This is a genomic window from Methanobrevibacter sp. (assembly GCF_036307625.1).
Lineage (GTDB): Archaea > Methanobacteriota > Methanobacteria > Methanobacteriales > Methanobacteriaceae > Methanocatella.
This window is the reverse complement of sequence record NZ_JAXJXF010000118.1, coordinates 1-4,086: the sequence shown is the minus strand read 5'-3', so window position 1 is coordinate 4,086 and position 4,086 is coordinate 1. Positions and strand designations below refer to the sequence as shown.

General features: G+C 28.3%; 3 protein-coding genes. 2 read left to right on the top strand and 1 reads right to left on the bottom strand.

What is annotated here, in order from left to right:
- Nucleotides 1-413 precede the first annotated feature (413 nt).
- Both UIB65_RS07605 and UIB65_RS07600 read left to right on the top strand, forming a co-directional pair.
- The gene (locus UIB65_RS07605; RefSeq protein ID WP_330040704.1) at nt 414-704 is read left to right on the top strand and encodes a hypothetical protein; all 291 of its coding nucleotides are present in this window, start codon (nt 414-416) and stop codon (nt 702-704) included.
- Nucleotides 705-707: 3 nt separating this feature from the next.
- Nucleotides 708-1,376, top strand: a complete 669-nt coding sequence (locus UIB65_RS07600) for a transposase (protein ID WP_330040702.1) — start codon at nt 708-710, stop codon at nt 1,374-1,376.
- Nucleotides 1,377-1,850: 474 nt separating this feature from the next.
- Here UIB65_RS07600 and UIB65_RS07595 read toward each other — a convergent pair whose 3' ends face one another.
- Nucleotides 1,851-3,302 (bottom strand): AAA family ATPase, encoded by a 1,452-nt coding sequence (locus tag UIB65_RS07595; protein ID WP_330040701.1) that lies wholly within the window; start codon nt 3,300-3,302, stop codon nt 1,851-1,853.
- Nucleotides 3,303-4,086: the final 784 nt, after the last annotated feature.

The following is a 4,086-nucleotide window of genomic DNA, read 5'->3' as shown; positions in this document are numbered from 1 at the left end:
ATTCATGTGTATGTAATATTTTATAATTTGAATGCTATTGTTAATTTCAATCTTTAAATAAAGATTTATCCTTTTAATTAAATAATAATTATTTTTGCAGCCGAAAATTAAAAAATTTTTAATTAATTAAACCTTGTAGAAACCATGTCAAAATTTAGGTTAACATCGAATCAATTATCTTATTTTCTTTAATCAAACCTTTTGAGGTCTTTGTTTTTAGTTTTGACATAGTTATATTAATTTTATTTTACACTTGAATATTTACTTCACAAAAATTTTTTTTCAAAAATGCTTGGATTTCAATTTATAGCGATTTCATTGCTTTAATTTTTTTACACTTGAAGTAGGACTTATAATTTTTTTGAAAAAGAAATAATAAGTTATAAATAATAGGACGGAGAATAATTATTAATATGTACACTAAAATAAACTATTCTCCATATTATTATTTGAATTCAAGACATTTAAATCTTTTGGATTTTGGACTTGAACTGAACGGTAAAAAGCAAGAAGAAAAACTATTTAAAATTGGTCAAAACCAAAATATGCTACTTAACTTCGTCGAATTAACATTTAACTATGCTAAATGGATATTTCCTAAGTATTCCTGTGACTATAGCAACCATATCTACAATCAACCACAATTATTCACCATTTTAGCAATGAAAACTTACTTAAAAACAACTTATCGTGAAATAATTTAAATTTTGGAAGTATCTGATAAAATAACCAAATTTTTAAAACTTACAAAACTGCCACACTACACAACAATCCAGAAATTCTTTGTAAGAATGTCTGACACAAAAATAAAAGATTTAAACAAATTAATACTATTAATGCATCCAATTAACTGTGAATTAGCAGCAATTGATGGAACCGGACGCACAAGTGACTATGCAGACCACTATTACGCAAAAATAAGGGGCAAATGCAGAAAAAGCTACATTAAAAACCACATTGCAATCGATGTCGACACCAGAATGATCTTAAATTACGCAGCAAAAAAGGGTCCAAAATCCGATACACAATTCGTAATTGCATCAATAAGACAATTAAAAACCTACAAACCACATTACATACTAGCAGACCGAGCATACGATACAGAACCAATAAGAAAATGCATAAACGAAGAAGTAGGAGCATTCGACCAGATATCCTTAAAAACACGAGCAAAAACAGGACATTACAGACTAAACAGTGCAACAATCTTCTGGCACGATGTATATGCACGAAGAATGAATGTAGAAAGTGTAATCTATGTAATAAAAAGAAGATTCAACGGAGGAAACTATAGTAGGAGCACAACACTCCAAAATAAAGAAACAAAACTCAAAGATGTATTATACAACATTTACAGAGGAATTCAAGTATTTTAGAGAGGGTTTCTACAAGGTTTATTTTATATCTGAATATATGTTAAAATTCTACCATTTGAACGAATTTCCAAAACTTTAATTACTGAGGAAAATAAAATTAGTATCTGTAGTGAGAGAAAAGTAGTAGATAATTTCGTTACTGTTGGCATAACAATAATTGCTTGTCATCAATTGTTTATAAATAATTTCAGCATCTTACCCTCAACTTTTCCAATAATACTCAAGTAGTTACCTTTGCATCATTAGTTGGTTCAGGTTATGTCAGTGATTATAGTAGATGTTCAGGATTTGTATTTCCACCATCCCAGTTTCACCCAGTATAGATGAAAATATTTAATTATCATGATTTCTAAAAAAAGTAGTGTAGAGAGAACATAAGTATGACAACTTTCGCATGCCCTTTCATAAAATAACCTCAATTAATTTAATTAATTAATAATTTAATTTTTAAGTTATATATAATTAATAGCTATTTCATAAAAATGAAAATGTTTTTGGAGGTATATAAATTACGTCATCATCCTTTTTTACAGAAGAGTAGTTATTTGCAACCACTATACCATATTGACAATTATATTTGTTTATGGCATGTTTAATCTGTAGTTTCTTTTTCTTTCCACGACCTACCTCGATTGGAATGATGTTTTCGCAATCTTTTTGAATCAGAAAATCAACATTTCTTTTTTTATCGGCATCATAATAGATAGTGAAATTTGTGAATTGATTAATGGATAAGTTAAACAAATTTGATGCAACTAGGTTTTCAAGAAGGAACCCTTCATAATCATCACTTCCAAGCAATGGGTTTCCCACTTTGGTTGAGAGGGCATGTCTGATGCTGGGTGTTGCAAAATAATATTTCCATGATTTTTTAACCCTTTTGGCTGAACCACCATACGGCTCACAATGGAAAATCAGATGGGTCTTTTCAAGCAAATCCAATATCTTATTTACATTTGCAGTTGATGTTTTCAAGTAATTTGCCAGATTCGCTTGTGTTAATTCTCCAGGCTGTTGGAGAGCAATATATCTTAAAATACGCTTTGCATTGGATTGGTTTTCAGATGAAAGCTCTTTTATTTGCGGCATGTCTTTTGTAATGACCCTTTGTGTAATTTCAACCAAATCCTCACATATTTCCCGATGAGACTTTTTGTCAAACAATATTGGAAAACCACCGAATTTAAAATATTCCTCCCAATCTGTAGAAGAGTAATCTAAGCAATTGGTCAATAAGTTATTTGCTTTAAATTCTGATGATAAAACATTATTAATATCTCCACCGAATATCAAATCTCTTAAATCAGCAGACAAACAACTTACGTCAATACCATATTTTAATTTTAAATGCTGTGTGTAGTTTAGAGGAGTTATGGATTTTTTACGCATTCTTCTTGCAAGATCATCACTGCGTTCCAAATGAAGAGCCGAAGAACCTGTAAATATCATGAAAATATTATATGATTTATCGTATATTACTTTTCCAGAGGAAGCCCATTTTTTATCGATTTGTGATTCATCAACGAATATGAAAACCTTTTCATCTAAATTTCTCAAGTTTGCATGAAATATGTTTTTCAGGTATACTTCAACCATCTGTCTCATATTGCATTCAACAAGATCATTTAAATCATCAAAGGAAATGTATAACACATTATTGGGAGGAATATTCTTTTCTTTTAAGAGATATTCATATGCCTGTAGAATCAATGTGGTTTTGCCAACACCCCTAAGACCTGGCAAAACTATAATCTTATTTGAAGTATCTTCTTTTAAAAAAGTATCCAAGTATCCTTTTATCTCATCCAATTCTTCTCGGGAGTTGAATTTCATATTATTGTTAGATAACTCTTTATTTAAGATATTGGGAACATCAATCAATTCATCTTTAATGAAATTTGCGATTAATTCTTCCTTTTCAATCATAGCAACATCCTCATTATATATATTCAAATATTTGAATTAACATATATAAATAATTATTCAAATATTTAAATAGTTATTTATAAAGAATTATTCAAATATTTGAATAAATGTATTTTAACTTAATTCTTAATTAAATACTAATTCTTCAGATATATATTGAATTAATCAATTTATATAGTTTTTGTTTGAAATAAAAGCAATATTATTAAACTAGAAGAATATTCGAATATCAAACAACTTTTAAAGTAATTTCATATCGACATTGGCGTGACAATAATTGCTTTTCATCGATTGTTTGTAATAATTTTAGTATCTTACACTGCAACTTTTCCAATAACAGAACAATAGTTGCATTAATATCTTTGGCTCAGGTTATGGTACATGATTTGGCGTTCCAGCCGATACATTTTCTCCAGCATAGATGAAAATATTCAATTATCATGAATTCTAAAAAAAGTAGTGTAGAGAGAACAAAAGTTATACAACTATCACATGAGTTTTCATAAAACTCTCTCCAAATAATTTTAATTAATTAATGATTTAATTTTTAAGTTATATATAATTAATAGCATTTTACATTGCCATTAACAGAATGATTTTTCTATTTCGATTCTAATATTGGAATGGATATTAACAGAAACTTTCCTTTCAAACAAGAACTATTGTGGATAAACACCAGTCCGCTCTTTTTCATGAGTTAACCATGTTTTTAACATCAAATCTTCAAAATTATAATTTCCACCATAATATTTTATGATTCCTTTATCCTGTAGAGTTTTAATAT